Consider the following 20,359-nt stretch of genomic DNA (forward strand, 5'->3'; position numbering starts at 1 on the left):
GACCTATAACAAACTGATACCACCATCCACCACGAGTTCAGCACCGACAATGTAACTGGATTCGGACGATGCCAAAAAGCGGATTGCGTTCGCCGTCTCTTGAGGGGTACCAAAGCGTTTTATCGGAGATTTATTGCTGATGACTTGTTTAATTTTTTCAGTTTCACTTTGTGCTAACCCAAACTTGTCATACATATCTGTAGATATAGGACCAGGGCTGACTGCGTTAACTCTAATTCCCTTGTTTATCAAGTCTAGCGAGATAGACTTAACCAAAGACCTTAATGCGGATTTGGCCGCAGAATAAGCCGAAAAATTAGGGGCAGCATGTTGGTTAGAAATTGATGTAATAACAACTATTGTTGAACCTTCCTGCAAAAAAGGTAATGCCTTTTGAATGGTAAAAAAAGCGCCTTTGAGGTTAATGTCAAAAGTTAAATCGAACATTTCTTCATCGATATTTGCAAAGGATGCTGCTTTAGCGACTGCTGCATTTACCACCAAGGTTTTTATGCATTTCCCCTGAGTTTTCACGACTTGATACATATCACTGATCGACTGTAGATTTGAGACATCACATTGTACCGCTATTGCTTGGTCCCCTAGGGCTTTCTGAGCAGAATCAAGGCGGTCTTGCCTACGCCCACAAACCATCACATGAGCACCATGCGATATAAAGTCTCTGGCGCAGGTTAGGCCGATTCCACTGGTCCCCCCTGTTATCAATACCAGGTGATCTTTGAACTCGTCAGGGTTATTATTTGGCGTCACAATTGTCATGTAGAAGTCTCTGATTATTGGTAGCTTTCAAGTTAAGGGTTAATGCTATTGATATCATTGGTATGGGTAAGATAGCCCATAACATGATTGACCAATTTAAGTGATGCAGTAGCCAACTGGAAAGAAAGCTGGCTAATGCACTAAATCCAAATACAATTAAGTCGTTAATGCCTTGCATTTTTATCCGCGATTCTTCAGGTGAGTTGACTGCAAGCAACTGGCTAGCGCCGATAAACGAAAAATTCCATCCAACGCCTAACAAAACCAGCCCTAATGTCAGCAAATTCGATTGATTGCACACTAGTGCCGCAACAGCAAGTAGCAGAAACCCGAACCGGATTAAGTTGTTGATACCCAAGTATTTGATAAGCTGTGCCGTCATAATTGAGGGGAAAAACATCGCGAACATATGCCACTGAATGACATGAGCTATGTCTGAAAAATGTGCATGATTGACGTGCATATGCAATGGGGTGGAGGTCATGATTAGCGTCATGATAAAATAGCTAGAGGTTGCTAAGGCTATTGGTTGCCAAGTCGACTTAAAGCTAATTCGGCTAGCGTTTTCGGTTTTTGCTGGTAGTCGATAGCTACCCCAACGAACCAATAAAATACATACAGTCCCAAATGTAGCTATAGGCAGCATAACCAAAAACGTCACTGAAAACTGAATGCTACCGATATCTTTAGTCAAAGAGGTCAGTTTAGGGCCAAATATCGCGGAGATAATACTGACAAACATGATAATTGAGATGGCTTTTGCAATCTTAGACTCACTAACGACCTCCATCGCAGCAAATCGGTAAAACGTCATGGCACAAGCGCTAACCCCATGAGTGACAGCTGCAGCAAAAAAAGCAGGCGAATAATCTTTAGTTACAGCTAAAAATGCCAAGATTGGCGTAAGAATTGAGGCAACCCCGCCGATAGCAAATACCAGCTTTCTACCGTGACGCTGACTGTATGCGCCAAACGGATAAGATACCAGTAACATGACGATGAGAGAAACTGCCAAAGGTGCATTCGCATAAGCGGTTGTACTGACTAAAGTTGCACCTAGGATGGGCGCGAAGGTAAAAAACATCAAACTGTTTGTTAAAAATGCAATTTGTGCGAATGCAATTAACAGCAAATCTTTATTGATGAACAGCCTAGAAACTAATTGCATACTCGGCATGCTCCGGAAATTAACGGCTTGGTATACGTGGTTACCTTGAGCAATAGGTTACCCACCAGGTGTTGCCGAAGCTTGTGCTAAACCTTTTACCCGTTCACCCATTGGAGGGATCTCATCCGGATCAATGATTGCATCTATTAGTGTTGGTCCATCAGCCTTAAACAAACCTGACCAATCTATATCAGCTAGCTCGCCGGGGGTTTTAACTGTTATGCCACGTATGCCCATACTTTCCGCTAAATCGGCGTAGCTGACGTGGTTTAGTTCATAGCCAATCGGCTCAGCATTACCCAACTTTTGCCCGTGTTTCACCATGCCCAATGCGGCGTCGTTCAAAACTAAAATGACCACTGGCAAATTATGCTGAGCAGCTACGGTAATTTCTTGGGCGCTCATTAAATAACTACCATCCCCAGTGATACATAGGGTAGGGCCAGAATCTTTAGCAAATCGAGCGCCAATGGCTGAAGAAATTGCCCATCCCATAGAACCAAACCCCATAGCAATTCGGTATAACCCCTTGCTATCTTTACGCTGATAATAATGTGTCGCCCAAGACCATGCATTGCCTGCATCTACGTGAACTCTTGTCTCTTGCGGTAACATTTTTGCCAACTGGTAAAATAGTTTTTGTGGTTTTAAAGGTACTGAATTGGCAAAACATTTTTCAGGCTCTAATAAACTTGTTGGACTGTTGTTTATGTTGGTGGCTGGCGACATAAAGTGAATATTTTTTTCACGATGATGGGCCCAGTGCTCGGCTTTGTTTAAACTTTGGATAACACGCTGAGCAATCTCTGGTATTTTGCCGCACACATGCAATCTTGCCATGGGGGAGCGGGTAAAGTGCTCTGGTGTTGAGTCGACATGGATTAATTTTTCAGATAACAGCGGTGACTCTAACCACCCACTTGTTCCAAGCTCACCCAATTGGGCACCGATAGCGATGACGAGGTCTAAATCTGTATTATGAATAGTGGCTTTGGCACTTTCGTGTCCTGCAAAACCGTAAACACCTCGATACATTGGATGAGTTTCGTCAATCCAACGTTTACCCATAGGTCCGGTAACAAAAGGTGCATTAAGTTTTTCGGCGATTTCTTGTATCTGGTTTCCAGCCCCTCGACAGCCATCGCCCAAAAATAGTGCTATTCGCTTAGAATTGTGTATCTCAATCAACATTTGTTCTAACGAATCTTGGTCAGAAAGAGAAAGGTCTTGCTGCAACCGATTCGCTTTAATATCTCTTGGTTGAAAAACTTCAGCACGCAAAATATCAGACGGAATACTAATATGCGCGGTACCTTTGGGGGTTCTTAACGCAGTCATCAGTGCCGATATCAGTTTATTTTCAACCTGCTGAGGGTGGCTCACTAACGTATTAAAAGATGTGCAGTGACGGAACATTGAAACCACATCTATTGCCGCACACGAGGAATCTTGCAATGATTTGCGGCCAAATTTGGGGAGTGGTGTTTGTGCGGTAATAACCAACATTGGAACACGATCTGAATGGGCAGAGGCAACACCGGTAATTAAATTTGTTGCACCAGGTCCTGTTGTTGAGCAGACCACACCCAGTTTGCCGGTTTCTCTAGCATAGCCATCAGCCATAAACGCGGCACCGCATTCATGCCTTGCAACAATGGCTTTTATGCCGCCCTTGCGACCAGTTTTGGCCAGCGAGTTATATAAGGGTTCAATAGCACCGCCGGGAACGCCAAAAATGTATTCGACCCCTAAAGCTTCTAAATAGCATAAAATTACATCGGCAAAACTCTGTGAGTCTTTTTTCGGCTCGTCTGTTGACATGGCTAACCTCTTGCCCTTTTGGAAAGTTATTTCCTAAACCTTTTGGCAACTAATTGCCAGGAATGGGCAAATAATTGCCGGTCAATTGTAAGCGTTAGCTTTATGATTTGTAAATACTTGACCACGCTTTGTTGTTTTTATTGCAATTTCTAGCTGATTATTAATCAGTTTGACTGTTTGAGCTGTCGCACCTTGATATTTATGTTGGCATTCGAGCGCGTTTATCGACATGGATGACATTTTGTTGCGCTGGTTTAATAACTCGTCTATTCGTGTTGAAAGCTCCACAGCATTGTTAACTCTAGTGCAAGCTTGATGATCTTCAAGCACTTGATAGCTTTTTTCGAAATTAAATGTATGTGGGCCAGATAAAATGGCTTTTTGTTGGCAAGCTGCTTCAAATGGATTATGGCCACCACTATTAACCAAACTGCCGCCCATAAACACAATATCGGCCAGTGAAATATACACGGCCATTTCTCCTAGGGTATCGCCAACCAATACCTGAGTTTGTTCGCTTATTTTGCCTTGACTGTCCGTTTTTAGCTCGGTGATAAATTGCTCTGATGAAAGTTCAAAGACTTGGTCAAATCTATCTGGGTGTCTAGGCAACAAAATTAATAATAGGTTTGCGTGATGCGACAGCAATTTCTTATGTGCGGATAAAACTAATTCTTCTTCGTTTTTGTGAGTACTGGCAGCTAACCAAACTGGGCGTGCTTGGTTCCACGTCTGTTTAAACTCGTTGATTTGGTGCAACATTTGGTCGGTTAAACGCGTATCAAATTTTACATTTCCAACCACTTTTACATGTTCAGCTTTGCAGCCGAGTTGGATAAATCGTGCGGCATCGCTGTCAAACTGAGCCGCAACCAGATCGATACGTTGCATCATTTGTTGGGTTAATTTGGCCAGTTTTTTGTAACCACTAGCGGACTTTTTAGACATTCTCGCGTTGATCACCATGACTTTGCAGCCGATGCGTTTAGCGTGAAATATCAAGTTTGGCCAGAGTTCAGTTTCCATCAAAACCAACACGTTCGGTTGAATTTGATTAATAAAACGCCGTTGAATGATCGGAAGGTCAAACGGTAAATAACAATGCGTGACCTGTTCTGCAAACACTTTTTTTATTTGCTCTGAGCCGGTTGGAGTCGTGCTGGTGACGGTTATTGGTGTTGTCGGGTTATGTTGCATTATCTGCTGAATAATCGGTGTCGCTGATATAGCTTCCCCTAACGATGCTACATGAAACAATATCCCGCCAGCGGGGACCAATATTTGTTTTTTACCCAGTCTTTCATCCCAACGAATGCCGTATTCAGGTTGTTTACGGGATTTGCTTTTTAAACGTATGAGCATTAAAGGCAACAAAACGCGCATAAGTTGGTTGTAGATAAAGTGCAGCATACTCAAATCACCCATATTTAACCTGAACTCTGGATAATAAGTTAGGTAACTCATTGTTATTAAAGGTTAAGTTAATTTTTAGTCATTCTAGAGAGATAGTTATTCTTAGAGCAAGGCGAATTTGCGTACGTAATAGCTGGCTATTACTAGCGAATTCAACGCAGTTATAAGGATAAATAGCCTCTAGAAAGCAAGTTATTATCCAGAGTTCAGGTTATTTAATTTAAGCTTAAACTAAAGCTTGTGGGTGTCATTCCAGTGAAATAATGATTACGTATTTTTGAATGCTGTTTCAGTTGAAGGTGAAAGCATGTTATTTAGTCAGCTTGAATGGCAACTTTTTACGACGTCTATTCGTTTTTACAAAAAACATCATTATTGGCCAAATATACGTCAGCCGAAAACATTCAGTGAAAAAATTCAATACCGGAAATTTTTTCAACGCCACCCACTGTTTGAGCAATGTGCGGATAAATTAGCCGTCAGAGAATATGTTGCCACCATGGTTGGGGAAACCTTTTTAGTGCCTTTGCTCGATGTTGTCGACCAAGTCGAACAGCTTTCTTTTGCTGATTATGGTGACAATTTTGTCGTTAAAGCCAACCACGACTCTGGCAGCGTATTTTTGTGTCAGCAAGGGCAATATGATGCGCACAAAATTGCAAAAAAGCTGGCGAAAAAATTAGCCATCAATAGCGGCAGAAAACGTAACGAACCTTGGTACTCAAATATTCAGCCAAAAATTTTGGTTGAACAACTTTTATTATCTAGTGCTCAGCAGTTACCTGAAGACTATAAATTTCATGTGTTTAATCGACCGAGTGGACAGACATTTTTTCTCCAAGTTGATTTTGACCGTCATACTCAACATGGCCGTTGTATCTATGATGAAAATGGTCAAGTAACCGATATTAGCTTGCACAAACCAAGCAATAACAAGCCGCTACCTAAGATAGAAAACTTCTCGGAAATGGTTGAAATTGCGCTTAAATTGGCAAAACCATTCGATTATGTGCGGGTGGATTTGTACAACCTTGATGGACAAATTTATTTTGGTGAGCTGACCTTTGCACATGGTTCTGGGTTTCGAAAATTTACCCCTCAGAAATATGACAAATTGTGGGGCAATTTATGGCAACTAACTGCAAATCCAATGCTTTAATTTAGCAAAAGTATATTTTGAATGGGTTAAACAGGCCCTAGTCTGATTGCTTGGTATTGTGCTGTATCGCAAGCTGGTAAAAATTTATGATTGCTTGGTTGGCATTTTCAATATAATGAGCCGATAAATCTAGGTTATTTTTGGCAGGTTTGGTGTCGATACAATATTGCAACTGGCTAGCAAGGGCTTCGATATTATCTACTGGAAACATAAAGCCGCCATATTCTTCAATCAGTTCTTTACAGCCGCCTTCGTCAGATGCAATCACAGGCGTTCCAGCGTCCATTGCTTCTAGCATTACTCGTGGTAATGGTTCAAACCGACTGGGGCAAACTAACAGATCGAAACATTGGTAGTAATCTTTTATGTTGTTTTTAAATCCTGCAAACTGAATATGCGCTTCACCTTTGGCGAGGTTTTTTAATTCTTGTTCCAATTTTCCGTTACCAAAAAATACCAGTCTGCATTGTTGTTTATACGATTGCGGTAGTTGCATAAAAGCTTGTATTAACGTATCCCAAGCTTTACTTGGATGAAATCGACCCACTGCGCCTATTAGGTAAGTATTATCATCAAGGTTTAACTCGTGTCTTAGCGAACGAATTTGTGCCTTGGTTAGTTTACGGTGGGGGGTTAACGAGTTGTGTGCTTTATGGATGAGCCCTGCATAGTGGCCGGTTAATGCTTCAACTTGCCAACGCGCATTGCAAATAAGGCCATCCATTTTATTAAAGCATTTTCCATTTGCACTGATATGCAGGGTCGAGACTGTTGCTGCATTCGGACGAATTTTACCGACAACACGAGTCGCTTTGCGTAAATGGCAGTGGACAACATTTGGTTGGTAGTGCTGTATTAATTTTTTTACCTGCCAGCGAGTAAACCAAATATGACTGACTTCAATAAGTTTGACTCGTTTATCGAGCGAATCAACAATGCTGGCTGCGTTTTTTCTATGCCCTTTACGTACAACCAGTATGACTTGATGATGTTTACATTGTTGATTGCAAGATTCTAATGTTGAACGTTCAGAACCGGCAAATCCGCGTGAAAATAAGACGTGCATAATGGTTAATTGGGTTGGCGCGTTCATTTTTCTTTTGGCTCATACAATAATCAGGTTTAGACGATTGAGTTTTGCATAAATACATGAACAATTAATTAAATTGTCCAGCGTATGGTTTTAACGGCCACACGTTGAGTTGTTTAGAGTTTGCTGCCTTTTACATAAAAGTGTCATTTTGCTTGCGTAAAGTGGACAAAAGTCATTAATGTTAATTTGTTATGTCGCTACCTAGCCAAACTCAATCAATGAATTCTCATTCGCAGATAAAACAGCAAATCAGCGAATGTCAGGTTATCTTGGGTAATTCAAACAAGCGCTTTTCTGGCGTAACCTCTACTATGCTAGCCACAGCACAAGTGCAACACGAGCAAATTGCTTTGTGTGTCTTAGGCAAACATCATGTGCCAAAGTCGTTGTTAGCGGTTAATTTTTGGCAAGCGGCTAGATGGTTGCAACAATCAAAGACTGACTCGCAAGTTCGCGTGTTTCATGCGCGCCGCAATGATGAGATGATCCAAGCATTATTGCTTAAGTATGTGTTCGGTATCGCACTTAAAATTGTTTTTACCTCAACCGCGCAACGCCAACACTCAAAATTTACTCGGTGGCTGATGGATAAAATGGATGCCGTTATCTCAACCAATTCAGCTGCGGCCAGTTATTTGGCGTTTGCACCCGATGCGCTGATCCCTCATGGTGTTGACCATAAAAAATTTAGTCCTGTAATCGACCGAACAGAACTGCGCGAACAATTGGGGCGACCAAGGTTGCACATGGCAGGTATATTTGGCCGGGTGCGCAGGCAAAAAGGTATCCATTTGTTTGTGCAAGCCTGTATTGAAACTTGCCAGCAGCAAGCAGATTTTCAAGCTGTAATTTGTGGTGCATATGACGACCAAGAATACGTCGAGCAACTAAAACAACAAATTGCTCAAGCTAAATTATCTCACCGAATTAAGTTTTTAGGTGAGCAGCCATTCTCACAAGTGGTAAAATGGATGCAGGCATGTGATATTGTTTGCGCCTTGAGTGAGAACGAAGGGTTTGGTTTAACTGTATTGGAAGCGATGAGTTGTGGTGCGGCCGTTATTGCAACTCGAGCTGGGGCTTGGCCCGATATTATTCGCAACGGTCAAAATGGCGTGCTGGTGAATGTTAATGCGCAGGCTGAAATAACTAATGCTTTGCAGACTTTGGCCTCACAAGCCAAATTGCGGATGGCTTTTTCGGTGAGTGCCCGGCAAACTGTGTTGAATCATTATCGAATTGAGTCTGAAGCATTGGCGTTATGCGAGCTCTATCAAAACTTATTAAAACAAGCGTGATGAACTCAAGCTTAATCAATTAGCAGATTCAGCGATATTCTGTGTTAGAATCCAGATACTTTCAGCCAGTATATTGATTCACATGATTGACACCAAAACTTATCCGCATTCCAAATATAATAAATTTTTTACGCAATTGTTTCGTTTGGTCATCAAACATATTGTGCCGGTATCATTCTTTCGCAAGCCACTACCTAAAAAATCTGAACGTCAGGCTAAAACTGGCAAATTAACCTTAGAAATGGTTAGCCATTGTTGGCAATATTCAAATATGTTGATTTATCAACTAAGCTCGTTTGTTAACCATCCGCCTAAGGAGCTTGAGTTGACTGTGACTGTGTTTTATTCAAAAGAAGACACGGCAACCAAAAAGACCTTAGACTTATTCTCAACCATTGATGTTCCGAATGTGACTTGGAACTGGGTGGCAAGCGATAAACATCAACTTTTCCGTCGCGGTATTGGGCGTAATAAAGCTGCCTTATCAACTCAAGCTGATTGGATCTGGTTTACTGATTGCGACATTATTTTTCATGAAAATTGTTTAGACTCACTGGCCAAGCAACTACAAGGTAAAACAGAGACATTATATTTTCCGAAGTCTATTCAGGTAACGGACATGCTTGAAGAAAATGATCCTATGTTGCAGGCTAACGCAGAACCACAAGTGGTTGAAATTGATACCAGTTCATTTAGATCGCACGCTCGGAGTAAAGCGATAGGCCCATATCAAATCGTTCATGGTGACGTTGCACGCAAGATTGGTTATTGTGACAATATTCGAATTTTCCAAACAGAATCAGACCGTTGGCGTAAAACATATGAAGACACGGCGTTTCGTTGGTTAGTTGGCACGGACGGTATCGCCATAGACATTGATGGCGTTTTCCAAATTCGCCATATCAAAAAAGGTCGTTATGCGGAAAACAGCGCAATGTCGGATATTCGGATTGCCACTCGGAAAGTGCAAAAGAAAGTTGTTAAAGAGTAAGTGGAAAGGATATAAAAGCAATAACCAATGCGGATCATTTATAGCTTAATTTGGTGGTGCTTGCTGCCTGTGATTCTGGTGTATTTTGCCTGGCGAGCGGTTGGCGACAGTCGCTACCGCAGTGGTTTGATGCAACGTTTTTCATTTTATCCGCAGGCGTTAAAAGATAAAGTTCAAGGATGTACACATATACATTGTGCATCTATGGGCGAAGTGAATGCCGCCGCGCCACTTATTCGAGCGCTTAAACAAGCGCACCCACATCGCATTTTAGTGGTCACAACCACAACCCCCACAGGTGCGGAGCAGGTTTATCGCCTATTTGCTGACGAAGTCATTCATGTTCTTGCGCCGCTTGATGGCTTTTTAGCAAGCTGGCGATTTGCGCGATATTTTAAACCTCAAACCTCAATCTTTACTGAAGTTGAGTTGTGGCCGAATTGGATAATGGCACTCAAGCAGCAGCATACAAAATTGTATTTGGTTAATGCGCGCTTGTCTAAATCATCTTGTACTCGGTATTGGCAATTTCGTGGGTTATTTTTGCCTGTATTTGCCTGTTTCGACAAAATTTGTGCGCAAAACAAAACCATTGAAAAGCGTTACCAAAGATTTACCCCTAAAGTGATGACCAGCGGCAACTTAAAGTTCGATATTAAGTTGCCTGAGTATTTGCCAGAAAAAACCGCAGAGTTCTATCAGCAGCATGCTTTAAACCGGCAGGTGTGGGTTGCTGCAAGTGTTCATCCTGACGAATACCAACAGGTGTTGCAAGCTCATAGCCAAATATTGCAACAATACCCAAATACTTTGTTGATACTCGTGCCACGACACCCAGAACGTTTTAGCGAAGTGGCTCAATATTTAACACAGTACACAGATATGAAATTTGTTTGCCGCAGTACACAAGAGCCGGTGACAGACAAAACGTCCGTTTGGCTGGTTGACTCTATGGGTGAGTTGATTGCATTTTATGCGCTGGCAAAAATTGCTTATGTTGGTGGCAGTTTAGTTAATGTGGGTGGTCACAACCCACTTGAACCAGCCGCTTTGGCTAAAGCAATTTTGATGGGACCAAATCAAACCAATTGCGCTGATATTTGTCAGCAACTGATTGAAAGAGGTGCGCTGCACGTGGTCAATAATTCTGCAGATATTGTCCAGCAAGTGTTAGCTTGGTTTGCATCAGATAGTGAGTTGCATCGGGCTGCATTAGCGGCAACTGACGTGGTGATGTGCAATCAAGGTGCGGTGCAAAAAACGATGCATGTGATAGATGGTAAATATTCGCTGTAAATGCACAAGACGGTTTTACTATTTTTCTCTACCCATTTGTGATTGATAGGCATGCCGCAAGGTGTGCCAGTTATGTTGATGCCAACTTAGGTGCGGATATTTGCCTTTTTCTTTTTCAAACGAGCGCAATAGTCGCTTTAAGTTGGCATGTTGCCATTTCTTGTGCTGGGGCTTAAATTCACCACGGTCAAAATCAATTAACCATACTGCACCATTGCCATCCAACATAATATTGTGGATGTTTAAATCTGCGTGATAGACCCCATGTTGGTGGAATTTCGCAATCGTTTGGCCGATTTTCTGCCATTCATCAGCCGTCAGGGGGCGTTTGAGCAAGATGCTGATTAAGTCGTCGGCGTTATCGATAAGCCGCATAATAATATCAGCTCTATAGTGCAACAGGCTACGAGATAAGCGAGCAGCAATTGGTGTGGGGACTGGTAAACCAAGCGCTTGCATCTGTAGCAGCATTTCAAACTCTAAATAAACCCGCGATTTTTTTAAACCAACATAAAAATAGCCATCTTTAGCAATTTTGCCGATCATGCCACCACGGTAGTAATGGCGTAAAACATACTTGTGCTGCTGAGCTTGAAAAAAATAAGTGGTATTGCGCCCGGTCGATTGGCCAATCACTGCATCTTGCTGGTACCAGTGTTGTATATCAAACCAATCATCGGTTATGGGTAGTTCAGAGTTAGCCGGAGTAATCAAATACCCTGAATGTTTGGTTAAATTTGAGATAGTTGATAATTGTGGCAAAATTCACTGCTCTTATTATTGTTTTTTGTCAGTATACACGGATAAAAAGCGATAATAAAATTGTAAAAAACATATAGGAATCTTTGAATTGTCGCTCAAACCCGCACTATTTTTAGATAGAGACGGTGTGATTAACCTAGATACAGGGTATACGCATAAAATATCTGACGTGAAATTTTGTTCAGGTATTTTCTCTCTATGTCAGCAGGCACAAGATTTAGCTTACAAGATTGTAGTTGTTACCAATCAATCAGGCATTGCCCGAGGGTTATATACAGAAGAAGACGTTAAAATATTACATCATTGGATGCAGCAAGCGTTTAGCCAACGCGGCATCAAGTTAGAGCACTTCTATTATTGTCCGCATCATCCAGATTACGGTGGTACTCAGTATCAACATAATTGTTTATGCCGTAAACCACAACCAGGTATGCTAAAACGCGCCGCCCGCGAATTGCAGCTCGATTTAACTCAATCAGTTATGGTCGGAGATAAAATTTCTGATATGCAAGCGGCAGAGAGTGCAGGTGTTCCCATGAGAATATTAGTTTCAGCAGATAAGTCATTGCCACAGGCTTATCCTGCTACAGATGTGGTGAGCGCACCAGCGCATATTCAATTATAAAAAAGAAGCGGTAGACGGTGTGCAATGAGCTAACAAACCGTTTACCGCTTTCAAGCCACGGAGAAGAGTTAATAACTGTGGGTTAATCATTAACTCTGAATACATAGTAACCTTTATTTTTATAAATGCAAATGAAAATGATTATCAATATCTGGTTGGGTTAGAATAAAAGGTAATTAGTCTGTAATTTTTTGTTCTAAAAATTCAAATCGCCCACAGCTACACCACCTTGATCCATTTTTCACCACTTTTCAGCCACTTGTCCTTTTTACCTTAAAATACAGACTGTTTTATCAGATCTCTGTCCCAAATTTTGCCTTGACAAAACTTTGTCTCAATCTCAAACTGTGCCAACGTGGTGTAAAGTGGGGTAAAGTGGATCAAAATTGAGTCATCCACATGTATTTGGCCCTAATTCAAAACGACAATATTTATTAATAGGTGAGTTCAAGTGTTTAGAGGGGCCAATCCCATCACAATGGATAACAAAGGGCGGATAGCAATTCCTGCTCGTTATCGTGATGAGCTGCTAGAAGATAGCGGCGGCCAAATCGTATGCACAATTGATATTTATTCACCTTGTTTGCTGCTATACCCAATGGTGGAATGGGAGCAAGTAGAGAGGCGTTTACGCGGGCTACGTGACAACAATCCGAGTGAGCGTAGATACAAACGCTTGATGTTAGGCAACGCGGTAGATAGTGAAATAGACAAAAATGGCCGTTTTATTATAAGCCCTAATTTGCGTGAGCACGCAGGCTTAGAGAAGCAGCTGATGTTAGTGGGGCAATTAAATAAATTTGAAGTTTGGGATTTAGCCGCATGGGAAGCTCGCCAAGCAGAAGATATGGCAATAATAGAATCAGGTGACTTTGAGTTAACCGATAATTTACAAGACTTTAATTTATAAAACTTATAAGAAATATGATGCAAGTGTCTGGACATATTAGTGTGCTACTAACCGAATCTGTTGATGGATTAGCCATAAAGCCAGACGGCATTTATGTTGATTGTACATTTGGTCGAGGTGGTCATAGTCGGGCTGTATTAGACCTGTTAGGTGAAAACGGTCGGTTATATGCGTTTGATCAAGACCCAACTGCGATTGCTTGGGCAAATGAACATTTTGACGACCCAAGATTTGAAATTATTCATGCCAATTTTAACCAATTAGAGCATGAGATGAGCCAGCGAGGTTTAGCTGGCAAAGTAGATGGTGTGTTGGCTGACTTAGGTGTTAGCTCTCCGCAACTAGATCAAGCTGAACGCGGATTTAGTTTTATGCGTGATGGGCCGCTAGATATGCGAATGAACCCAACGGTTGGGGTAAGTGCGGCCGACTGGTTACAACACGCAGATGAAGATGACATTGTTTTTGTACTAAAAGAATATGGCGAAGAAAGGTTTGCGCGCAAAATTGCCCGTGCCATTGTTCACGACCGCACGGTTAAACCTTTTACCCGAACCAGTGATTTGTCTGGTTTATTGGAACGAATTATTAAAAAACGTGAGCCAGGTAAACATCCTGCAACACGAACGTTTCAAGCATTGAGGATCCAGGTAAACGGCGAATTAGACGCAATTAAACTTGTATTGAATGCAGCGACCAATATTTTGTCAGTCGGTGGTCGTTTGTCAGTAATAAGTTTTCATTCGCTTGAAGACAGAATTGTAAAACGTTTTATTAATCAACAAAGTAAGGCTAAACCAGTCCCAAGAGGTTTACCTGTTACTGATGATGAGTTGAATAAAGATATTCGCTTAAAACCATTAGGTAAAGCGATTAAACCAACAGAAGCTGAGTTGGAACTCAACCCGAGAGCTCGCAGCTCGGTTTTGAGGATTGCAGAGCGTGTCGGACGTTAAGGCTCGCCAACCCAATTTGGCTCAAGTGTTATTAACCGATTGGTTATCACATATATGGGTGGTTATTTTAGTTATTGCTGTGTTGATGTCTGCGTACGCGGTTATTTATTACGCGTGGGGCAATCGGCAACTGAATGCAGAGGTTCAGCAATTACTCGAAGATAAAGACAAATTGGATATAGATTGGCGGCATATGTTGCTAGAACATAACGCATTGTCTGAGCACAGCCGTATAGAACAAATAGCTAGAGAAAAATTGGATATGGTCAGGCCACAAGGCCAACAAGAAAAAGTAATTAAACAACCATGAATAAACGCAAAGCTCAATTACAGACAGGTACAGCACGCTGGCGGTTTTATACCGTTTTCGGCGTGATCTCGCTTGTATTTTGTGCTTTGTTGGTGCGTGCCGCATATATTCAAGTGATCTCTCCAGATATGTTGCGTGAACAAGGTGATATGCGAACGCATCGCACCTTGTCTGATACGGTTTTGCGCGGCATGATCACCGACAGAAATGGCCTAGAACTAGCCATTAGTGTACCAGTGAATACTGTGTGGGCGGATCCAAAACAAATTGCTGATAAGCAGTCATTGCAAAAAACACGTGAGTGGCGAGCACTTGCCGATATTTTACGAGTTGATTTAGATGAGTTAACTAACCGGGTTACCCGCAATCCAGAAGGTCGTTTTGTTTATTTAGCGCGGCAAGTGTCTCCTGCGATGGCGGATTATGTTCGTCATTTGAAACTCCCTGGTGTTCACTTGCGGCCCGAATCTAAACGTTATTATCCTGCAGCTGAGGTTAATGCGCACTTAGTTGGTATTACCAATATTGATGATATTGGTATTGATGGCATTGAAAAGTTATACAACGATGCTTTGACAGGAGAGGAAGGTAAAAAGAGTATTTTACGGGATGCTAAAGGCCGCACGATTGAAGTGTTAGCTGAAGAAGAATCACAGCAAGCAAAAGATGTGGTTTTGTCTATTGACCAACGCATTCAAACTTTAGCCTACCAAGAATTGAAAAAAGCTGTGCAATATTTTGAAGCTGATTCGGGTTCAATTGTTGCGGTAGATATTGAAAGCGGCGAGCTACTGGCTATGGTTAATAGCCCTTCGTATAACCCAAATAATCGTAAAACCATTACCGCCGCAGCCATGCGTAACCGAGCAATTACCGATACCTTCGAGCCAGGCTCGTCGGTAAAACCTTTGGCTGTTTTAGCCGCTTTGGAGTTTGGCAGTGTAAACGCCAATACAGTTATAAACACGTCACCCGGCTGGATGCAAATTGGCGGTCGACGCGTTCGTGATGCTAAGAACAATGGTAAATTGACATTAGAAGGCATACTGAAAAAGTCGAGTAATGTGGGTACAACTAAATTAGCGCTTGAATTGCCAACTGAACAATTTTTAGATGCGTTTTATAATGCGGGTTTTGGTTCAGATACTGGCACTGGATTATTAGGCGAAAGTTCAGGGATATTTTATGACCGCAGGCGCTGGTCAGATTTCGAGTTAGCCACATTATCATTCGGATATGGATTATCTGTAACTGCTACCCAACTAGCGCAAATGTATGCAACTTTAGGGAATGGTGGCATCCGCCGGCCATTGAGTATTTTAAAGTTAGAGCAACCTTTGCCCGGCGAACGGGTTTTTTCGCATAGCTCGAGCCGCCAATTATTGAAGATGATGGAAGCTGTATTAGACGAAGATGGTTCTGGCCGTAGAGCTGCTGTTGAGGGATATAGAGTAGCGGGAAAAACTGGCACTAGCCGAAAAGCCGTCGCTGGTGGATATGGTAACGACTACGTTGGTTTATTTGCAGGCCTTGCGCCAATTTCAAACCCTAAATTAGCACTGGTGGTTGTGATAAACAATCCTAAAGGGGATAAATACCACGGTGGTGAAGTTGCTGCGCCTGTGTTTAGTAAGGTCATGGGGGGCGCGCTACAAATTTTAAATGTGCCCACAGACAAAGCTGACGATATCCAACTTGCTCAAGTTAAGGGGGCGCAAAACGATGCCTAAACTTGAGTTGAAGCACTTAATTGAGCAAATTATTCAACTAAACATTCCTGTGGATTTAATTACGGGTTTGGCAATGGACAGTCGGCAGATTAAAGCTGACTATTGTTTTGTTGCTTTGCAGGGGCATCAGCAGCATGGTTTGGTCTATGCTGAACAGGCAAGTGGGCGCGGTGCCAACTTTATATTGGCTGAAACTTTAGATGACAAGCAACATGGCAAATTGTCGATAGTTGCGGGAAAGCCTTGTTTGTCTGTTTATCGACTATCTCGCTTAACAGGCGTATTAGCATCGATTCAGCTCGATCACCCTAGTCACAAACTGGCATTAGTTGGTGTTACGGGCACCAATGGCAAAACGACAGTGTCTGATATGTTTACCCAATTAAGTTTACACTTTGGCAAAAGTGCGGGTTATATCGGGACATTGGGATGTTACTGGTGGGATAATAATCTAGATAAACATTCTGCAAAACAAGATTTAACCACTCCTGATGCTTTTACCTTACAGCAATTGTTGGCCAAAATGGTTGATTGCCAGGTTGCTCAAGTTGCAATCGAGGTATCATCGCATGCTTTGGCTCAAAATAGGGTGTCAGGCAGCCAATTTTCCGCGGTTGCTTTTACTAATTTGACTCACGACCATCTTGATTACCACAACAGCATGCAATCTTACTTTGCTTGCAAACAGAGTTTGTTTTTACAAAACCCCAATAGTTTTGCGGTGATTTGTACCGACAATGAGTACGGCGAAGTTTTATTAAACTCAGTGTTAAAACAACGTGGAGAAGCTGCTAAGCAGAGTGTATTGGCGATAGGCCGAAATGCAGCTGCTTTACATCAACAGTCATGGCAAGTTCAATCAGTCATTGCACAAGCTGGTGGTTTTAGCGTTGAAGTTGAGTTGACTGATGAAAATAATCTTAAACATAGCGTGCAATGGCAATTACCTTTGATAGGTGAGTTTAATATTAATAACGCATTAACCGCGTTGGCCTTGTTGCAACATGTTGATAAACAAATTTTGCCGCGCTGCATCCATGAGCAAAGCCAGCCTTTAGCTCAATTACGCGCCTGTGCTGGTAGGATGGAAGTCTTTAGCCGCAAAGGCAAAGCTAATATTGTGGTTGATTTTGCTCACACTCCAGATGCGCTTGCCCAAGCATTAAAAGCGAGCCGTCAACACTGCCAAGGCCAATTATGGGTGGTGTTTGGTTGTGGTGGTGATAGAGATGCGCAAAAACGCCCTGAAATGGGTAAGATCGCAGCCCAGCTTGCAGACCATATCGTATTAAGTAACGATAACCCGCGTTCTGAATCACCAGAAAAAATAGTTGAGGATATTCTCAGCGGCATTCAGCAACAACAAAAAGTGCAAATACAACTCGATAGGAAATTAGCCATTGCTGATACTTTGGCACAAGCGGCTGAAAATGATCTAATTTTAGTGGCTGGCAAAGGGCACGAAACTCGTCAAGTTTTGGCCGATGGGGCAATTGATTATGACGAACGTGCATACGTAAAACAAGTAATGGAGGCGAATGTATGATCAGTCAAACATTAGCCGTTTTACAACAAGTTACCCAGGCTGAGATTGTCACCAACCGCGAATATTCGCTTGAACAAGCACAAGCATTATCCATAGACAGCATTTGCACTGATACGCGTAAAATCAAACAAGGTGATTGTTATTTAGCTTTAAAAGGTCAACGTTTTGATGGCCATGACTTTTGTCAGCAAGCTATCGACGCGGGAGCTGCGTTGTTAATCGTCAGCCAGCAGCAAGATATTGATATTCCACAATTGGTTGTGGCCGACACTCGAATCGCACTAGGGCAGTTAGGTGCGCACAATAAGCAGCTAGCACAGGTAAAAACAATTGCGGTAACTGGTAGCGCAGGTAAAACCACTGTAAAAGAAATGCTTGCTGCAATATGTCGTCAATCAGGTCAAACACTCGCGACCAAAGGTAATTTTAATAACGATATTGGTGCGCCTTTAACTTTGTTGGAGTTGACTGAAACAGACGAGTATGCCGTGATTGAGCTTGGGGCAAATCATATTGGTGAAATTGCCTACACAGTTAATTTGGTCAAACCAGATGTTGCTTTGGTCAATAATGTCAGTGCAGCACATTTAGAAGGTTTTGGTTCAATTGCTGGGGTTGTGCAAGCAAAAGGCGAAATCTATTCTGGTTTATCAGAGCATGGTCGAGCAATCGTAAATGCAGATTTAGACTGTGCCGACGATTGGTTACCTGTAATTGGCTCGCGCCCGCAGTTGCGTTTTTCAACAGAACCTTTTGCCGATGTGTATTTAGTCGATTTGCAGCTCAATGAAAATTTATGTGCGGAATTTAGTTGGGTATATCGTGGGGTTGAGTATCCGGTTAGCTTGAACATTCCTGGTATTCATAACGCCAACAATGCGCTTGCTGCGATCAGCTGCGCGTTGGCGATTGGCATTGAGCCCCAGGATATCAGTGATGGTTTAACTCAAGCGCAAACCGTTGCTGGCCGAGTTAAGCCGATTCGACTTGGCCAATTAACCGTGATTGATGATAGCTACAATGCGAATCAAGGTTCGATGCAAGCGGCAATTGATTTACTCAAACACGCCAATGCAAAACGCTTGTTTGTAATGGGTGACATGGGCGAGATGGGTGATTACGCCGAAGATATTCATAAGCAAGTTGGTGAATACGCGCTAAATGCGCAATTAGATGGTTTTTATGTAAAAGGTGACTGGGTCAAGTATGCACAACCTGACAATCGTTACCAATTCGATTCATTTGATGCATTAAATCAAACACTGATACAACAAATCGATCAGTTTATCGCTGATCCACAACACAATCAGAAGGTCGTTGTTTTGATTAAAGGGTCTCGTAGTACCGGCATGGACAAGCTAGTAGATATGTTAGTTGCTCACTATCAGTCCACAAATTCAGTGGAGGATAGCGCATGTTAGTTTGGTTGGCTCAATGGTTAACTGAGAATGTTGATCCAGGTTTTAATGTCTTTTCATACCTTACGTTTCGGTCGATATTAAGCATATTAACCGCTTTAGGTTTATCGCTGTACTTGGGACCAAAGCTAATTCGCTATTTGCAGCGCATGCAAATCGGTCAGACCGTGCGTGATGACGGCCCAGAATCACATTTATCTAAGTCTGGTACACCGACTATGGGGGGCTTGTTAATTTTGGGTTCAATTGCTACGTCTGTCTTGTTATGGGCTGATTTAACCAATCGTTATGTTTTGGTTACTTTATTTGTTGTTTTAGCATTTGGCGCCATTGGTTTTGTCGATGATTACCGCAAAGTGATTCGCAAAGATAGTAAAGGGTTAATTGCCCGTTGGAAGTATTTTTGGCAATCAGTCACTGCCACCATTGTTGCGGTTGTACTATTTATGACGCAACAACAAGCAGCAGAAACTCAGCTGTTGATCCCGTTTTTTAAAGAAGTTATGCCACAGCTTGGATTGTTTTTTATTGTCACAACTTATTTTGTGATTGTTGGCACCAGTAACGCAGTTAACTTGACCGATGGGTTAGATGGCTTGGCCATAGTGCCAACAATTATGGTTGCATGCGCGTTTGCGATTATTGCTTATGTGACTGGCAACGTTAATTTCTCATCTTATTTGAATATTCCTTACATACCGGAAACCAGTGAGTTAGTGATTGTTTGCACTGCTATTTTTGGTGCTGGATTAGGCTTTTTATGGTTTAACACTTATCCAGCACAAGTATTTATGGGCGATGTTGGTTCATTAGCACTGGGTGCAACCTTAGGTGTTATTGCGGTGTTGGTCCGACAAGAGATTGTTTTGGTGATTATGGGCGGGGTATTTGTGATGGAAACTGTTTCGGTCATTTTGCAAGTTGGCAGTTACAAATTGCGTGGCCAGCGGATATTCAGGATGGCACCGATACATCACCATTACGAATTAAAAGGCTGGCCGGAGCCTAGGGTAATCGTCCGTTTTTGGATTATTAGTTTGGTATTAGTTTTGATTGGATTAGCAACACTCAAGTTAAGATAAA

At 42.2% G+C, this 20,359-nt stretch carries 18 protein-coding genes; 12 read left to right on the plus strand and 6 right to left on the minus strand.

The window, feature by feature from the left end:
* Positions 1 to 3: 3 nt before the first annotated feature.
* The 4 genes from DS2_RS04965 to waaA form a co-directional block, all read right to left on the minus strand.
* Entirely contained in the window at positions 4 to 780 is a 777-nt protein-coding gene (locus DS2_RS04965; RefSeq protein ID WP_051479635.1) for an SDR family oxidoreductase, read from the minus strand.
* Positions 758 to 1,948, minus strand: a complete 1,191-nt coding sequence (locus DS2_RS19670; RefSeq protein ID WP_051479636.1) for an MFS transporter — start codon at positions 1,946 to 1,948, stop codon at positions 758 to 760. The genes DS2_RS04965 and DS2_RS19670 overlap by 23 nt, the downstream gene beginning before the upstream one ends.
* 57 nt (positions 1,949 to 2,005) lie before the next feature.
* Positions 2,006 to 3,769 (minus strand): thiamine pyrophosphate-binding protein, encoded by a 1,764-nt coding sequence (locus DS2_RS04975; RefSeq protein ID WP_035013548.1) that lies wholly within the window; start codon positions 3,767 to 3,769, stop codon positions 2,006 to 2,008.
* Positions 3,770 to 3,850: 81 nt separating this feature from the next.
* On the minus strand, positions 3,851 to 5,194 hold the full coding sequence (waaA, locus tag DS2_RS04980; RefSeq protein ID WP_235188543.1) for a lipid IV(A) 3-deoxy-D-manno-octulosonic acid transferase: 1,344 nt from the start codon (positions 5,192 to 5,194) through the stop codon (positions 3,851 to 3,853).
* Positions 5,195 to 5,489: 295 nt separating this feature from the next.
* Between waaA and DS2_RS04985 the strand changes: the two genes are divergently transcribed.
* Entirely contained in the window at positions 5,490 to 6,341 is an 852-nt protein-coding gene (locus DS2_RS04985) for an ATP-grasp fold amidoligase family protein (protein WP_235188544.1), read from the plus strand.
* A gap of 37 nt (positions 6,342 to 6,378) precedes the next feature.
* Here DS2_RS04985 and DS2_RS04990 read toward each other — a convergent pair whose 3' ends face one another.
* Positions 6,379 to 7,434 (minus strand): glycosyltransferase, encoded by a 1,056-nt coding sequence (locus tag DS2_RS04990; RefSeq protein ID WP_035013550.1) that lies wholly within the window; start codon positions 7,432 to 7,434, stop codon positions 6,379 to 6,381.
* Between the two features lie 191 nt (positions 7,435 to 7,625).
* Between DS2_RS04990 and DS2_RS04995 the strand changes: the two genes are divergently transcribed.
* The 3 genes from DS2_RS04995 (at position 7,626) to DS2_RS05005 (ending at position 11,019) form a co-directional block, all read left to right on the plus strand.
* Positions 7,626 to 8,732 (plus strand): glycosyltransferase family 4 protein, encoded by a 1,107-nt coding sequence (locus DS2_RS04995; RefSeq protein WP_200870120.1) that lies wholly within the window; start codon positions 7,626 to 7,628, stop codon positions 8,730 to 8,732.
* Between the two features lie 82 nt (positions 8,733 to 8,814).
* On the plus strand, positions 8,815 to 9,723 hold the full coding sequence (locus DS2_RS05000; RefSeq protein ID WP_035013552.1) for a glycosyltransferase family 2 protein: 909 nt from the start codon (positions 8,815 to 8,817) through the stop codon (positions 9,721 to 9,723).
* Positions 9,724 to 9,750: 27 nt separating this feature from the next.
* Positions 9,751 to 11,019: a 3-deoxy-D-manno-octulosonic acid transferase gene (locus DS2_RS05005; RefSeq protein ID WP_035013553.1), complete on the plus strand. Its 1,269-nt coding sequence runs from the start codon at positions 9,751 to 9,753 to the stop codon at positions 11,017 to 11,019.
* 18 nt (positions 11,020 to 11,037) lie between these two features.
* Here DS2_RS05005 and DS2_RS05010 read toward each other — a convergent pair whose 3' ends face one another.
* Entirely contained in the window at positions 11,038 to 11,781 is a 744-nt protein-coding gene (locus DS2_RS05010; protein WP_035013554.1) for a 3-deoxy-D-manno-octulosonic acid kinase, read from the minus strand.
* A gap of 88 nt (positions 11,782 to 11,869) precedes the next feature.
* On the opposite strand from DS2_RS05010, the gene gmhB reads away from it, so the two are divergent.
* The 8 genes from gmhB (at position 11,870) to mraY (ending at position 20,358) form a co-directional block, all read left to right on the plus strand.
* A complete protein-coding gene (gene gmhB / locus DS2_RS05015) occupies positions 11,870 to 12,406 on the plus strand; it encodes a D-glycero-beta-D-manno-heptose 1,7-bisphosphate 7-phosphatase (protein WP_035013555.1) in 537 nt (178 codons plus the stop codon).
* A gap of 451 nt (positions 12,407 to 12,857) precedes the next feature.
* Entirely contained in the window at positions 12,858 to 13,316 is a 459-nt protein-coding gene (gene mraZ / locus DS2_RS05020) for a division/cell wall cluster transcriptional repressor MraZ (protein ID WP_035013556.1), read from the plus strand.
* 14 nt (positions 13,317 to 13,330) lie between these two features.
* The gene (gene rsmH / locus DS2_RS05025) at positions 13,331 to 14,272 is read left to right on the plus strand and encodes a 16S rRNA (cytosine(1402)-N(4))-methyltransferase RsmH (RefSeq protein ID WP_035013557.1); all 942 of its coding nucleotides are present in this window, start codon (positions 13,331 to 13,333) and stop codon (positions 14,270 to 14,272) included.
* Entirely contained in the window at positions 14,259 to 14,582 is a 324-nt protein-coding gene (gene ftsL / locus DS2_RS05030) for a cell division protein FtsL (RefSeq protein ID WP_035013558.1), read from the plus strand. Before rsmH ends, ftsL begins: the two co-directional genes overlap by 14 nt.
* Entirely contained in the window at positions 14,579 to 16,312 is a 1,734-nt protein-coding gene (locus DS2_RS05035; RefSeq protein ID WP_035013559.1) for a penicillin-binding transpeptidase domain-containing protein, read from the plus strand. Before ftsL ends, DS2_RS05035 begins: the two co-directional genes overlap by 4 nt.
* Complete coding sequence (locus DS2_RS05040; protein WP_051479637.1) at positions 16,305 to 17,858, plus strand: UDP-N-acetylmuramoyl-L-alanyl-D-glutamate--2,6-diaminopimelate ligase; 1,554 nt, start codon at positions 16,305 to 16,307, stop codon at positions 17,856 to 17,858. The genes DS2_RS05035 and DS2_RS05040 overlap by 8 nt, the downstream gene beginning before the upstream one ends.
* Positions 17,855 to 19,279: a UDP-N-acetylmuramoyl-tripeptide--D-alanyl-D-alanine ligase gene (locus tag DS2_RS05045; protein WP_035013560.1), complete on the plus strand. Its 1,425-nt coding sequence runs from the start codon at positions 17,855 to 17,857 to the stop codon at positions 19,277 to 19,279. The genes DS2_RS05040 and DS2_RS05045 overlap by 4 nt, the downstream gene beginning before the upstream one ends.
* On the plus strand, positions 19,273 to 20,358 hold the full coding sequence (gene mraY, locus DS2_RS05050; RefSeq protein WP_035013561.1) for a phospho-N-acetylmuramoyl-pentapeptide-transferase: 1,086 nt from the start codon (positions 19,273 to 19,275) through the stop codon (positions 20,356 to 20,358). The genes DS2_RS05045 and mraY overlap by 7 nt, the downstream gene beginning before the upstream one ends.
* Position 20,359 lies beyond the last annotated feature (1 nt).

Origin of the sequence: Catenovulum agarivorans DS-2 (assembly GCF_000568405.1) — a bacterium.
Lineage (GTDB): Bacteria > Pseudomonadota > Gammaproteobacteria > Enterobacterales > Alteromonadaceae > Catenovulum > Catenovulum agarivorans_A.